This window comes from Terriglobales bacterium (genome assembly GCA_035624475.1).
Classification (GTDB): Bacteria; Acidobacteriota; Terriglobia; order Terriglobales; family Acidobacteriaceae; genus DASPRL01.
The window spans coordinates 1-2,504 of the sequence record DASPRL010000224.1; the positions used below are offsets into that span (position 1 = coordinate 1).

A 2,504-nucleotide genomic window follows, 5' to 3' on the forward strand; every position below is an offset into this window, starting at 1 on the left:
CCGTGCCCACCTCCAGGTCCAGCGCCTGCCCAATCTCCGCCAGGCTCATCTCCTCGGCGAAGCGCAGCAGGAAGACCTCGCGCTGGCGCCCGGGCAACTCCGCCGCTAGCGCCCACACCGTCGCCGATCCTTCCCGCGCCAGCAGGCTGCGCTCGGGAGAGGGAGCGCGGTCGGGCACGCGCTCGACCGGCGCTCCCGGTTCGTCCTCCCGCCCCAGCACCCGCTCCCAGAAGCGGCGGGCGCGGCTGCGACCGTGGTCGCGGGCGAGGTTGACGGCGATATGCGCCAGCCAGGTGCCTACGCTGGCCTCGCCGCGGAAGCCGGCGCGCTTGCGGTAGGCGCGCAGGAAGCACTCCTGGGTCAGGGTCTGGGCAGCGTCGGGGTCGCGCAGCAGGGTCAGCAGCAGCCGGTAGATGCGCTGCTGGTGCGCCGCCACGATCTGCTCGAAGGCCTCGCGCGTCAGGGTCTCACCTGCCTGCCGTCCGACCGGGAGCGCGGCGCCCGCCAGAGTGTCTTCCAAGGTCGCTTCCTTCATGCATATAGACGCCCGCGCGCGGCCGGGGTTTACCCGGGGGACGGGTGCTATAATTTCGATGCCTTCATACTAAAGCAGGGCTGCTGTCCCCAGGGCAGGCCCACAAGCAGAAGAGGTTTCCCATGTCTGGCCATTCCAAATGGGCCACCATCAAGCACAAGAAGGGCGCGCTGGACGCCAAGCGCGGGAAGATCTTCACCCGCCTGATCAGGAAATCACCATGGCGGCCAAGAGCGGCGGCGACCCCGACAAGAACCCCCGCCTGCGCGGGGCGGTGCAGGCGGCCAAGGCGGAGAACATGCCCGCCGACAACATCAAGCGCGCCATCCAGCGGGGCACCGGCGAACTGCCCGGCGCCACCTACGAAGAAGCCATCCTGGAAGGCTACGGCCCGGGCGGGGTGGCCCTGCTGGTCGAGCTTTCCACCGACAACCGCAACCGCACGGTCAGCGAGATCCGGCACACCTTCACCAAGAACGGCGGCAACCTGGGCGAGGCCGGTTCGGTGGCTTGGATGTTCCACAAGAAGGGATCCATCGTGGTTCCCAAGTCGGCGGCCAAGGAAGACGACCTGATGAACATCGTGCTGGAGGCCGGCGGCGAGGACCTGCGCGACGACGGCGAGAACTGGGAGATCATTACCGATCCCCACGGCTACGAGCCCGTGCTGGAGGCGGTGAAGAAGGCCAACCTGGCGGTCACCCACTCCGAGGTGGCCATGCTGCCGCAGAACTACATCAAGCTGGAGGGCCAGGCCGCCGCCACCATGATCCGCCTGCTCGAGGCCCTGGAAGAGCACGATGACGTGCAGCACGTCTACTCCAACTTCGACATCGACCAGAAGGCCCTGGAGCAGGTGGCCAGCTAGCGCTCGCACGCGCCCAAGCCGCCCTGCGGGGCGGCTTTTCTGCTGGTACCCGGCCCGGAACTTGATTCCCCCTCCGAGGGCAGAGTAGAGTGTCAGGACTTTCCTGGTCGATTCTCTTTGCGAGAGGCGCGAATGCGAAAGACTCTGCTGTTGCTGGTCATGCTGAGCGTGGCGCTGACGTGCGCCGCGCAGCAGCTTCCCGACGCTCCCCAGTCCGAGAGCGCGGCGGTGCCCGCCGCGGCCCTTCCCGACCCGGCCCCTGCCGCTTCCGCCGGCGCGGCGGCCGCTTCCCAGGGCAACTGGGAGATCGGCGTCACCGCGGGCGGCGGCCACTCCATTGCCGGCGGAAACCGCGATACCGGGGTCTTCAACGCCAACGTGCGCCTGGGCTACGTCCTCAGCCAGGAGCACGGCCCGGGGGCCCTGCGCGGCACCTTCGAGTACGCCGTGGACATCACCCCGGTCAACGTCATCTTCCAGCAGACCAACGTCTATGGCTTCAGCTTCACTCCGGTGCTGCTGAAGTGGAACTTCACCAGCGGGCAGAAGCTGGTACCCTACGTGGAGGGCGGGGGCGGCGTGCTCTTCACCACCTCCGACGTGCCCGCCGGCACCAACAGCGTGAACTTCACGCCCCAGGCCGCCTTCGGGGTGCAGTACTTCCATCGCCCCGACCGCGCCGTCAGTCTGGCCTTCCGCTACGTGCACATCTCCAACGCCGGCCTGGCCACCCCCAACCCCGGCATCAATACCCTGCAGTTCACGCTGGGCTACCACTGGTGGAAGCAGCACTAGACCTCATTGCAGATTGAAGATCGCAGATTTCAGATTTGAAGACGGCACCGCCAAGGTGCGCGGTTTTTCAATCTGCAATCTGAAATCTCAAATCTGCAATCTCCCGTGCCTTCGAGGGTTCCTTGAACCCCGCTCCGGTTGCGGGCTCCGGGCCCGGCCGCTATGCTTGACCCATGTCCACGCTGGTCGAATGCGTGCCCAACTTCTCCGAGGGCCGGGACAAGGCCAAGGTCGAGGCCATCGTCGAGGCCATGAAGGTCCCCGGGGTGTACCTGCTCGACCGCGAGATGGACGCCGACCACAACC

Annotated in this window: 3 protein-coding genes and 1 pseudogene; 3 read left to right on the forward strand and 1 reads right to left on the reverse strand. The window is 67.0% G+C overall.

Annotated features, from left to right (window positions below; all coding sequences use genetic code 11):
• On the reverse strand, nucleotides 1–520 hold a 520-nt coding region (locus VEG08_09305), incomplete at its 3' end, for a sigma-70 family RNA polymerase sigma factor (GenBank protein HXZ28178.1).
• A gap of 137 nt (nucleotides 521–657) precedes the next feature.
• On the opposite strand from VEG08_09305, the pseudogene VEG08_09310 reads away from it, so the two are divergent.
• The 3 genes and pseudogenes from VEG08_09310 to VEG08_09320 form a co-directional block, all read left to right on the forward strand.
• Nucleotides 658–1,403: pseudogene (locus tag VEG08_09310) on the forward strand (YebC/PmpR family DNA-binding transcriptional regulator).
• A 132-nt stretch (nucleotides 1,404–1,535) separates the two neighbouring features.
• Nucleotides 1,536–2,198, forward strand: a complete 663-nt coding sequence (locus tag VEG08_09315) for an acyloxyacyl hydrolase (GenBank protein HXZ28179.1) — start codon at nucleotides 1,536–1,538, stop codon at nucleotides 2,196–2,198.
• A gap of 173 nt (nucleotides 2,199–2,371) precedes the next feature.
• The coding region (locus VEG08_09320; GenBank protein HXZ28180.1) for a glutamate formiminotransferase at nucleotides 2,372–2,504 on the forward strand (133 nt) is incomplete at its 3' end.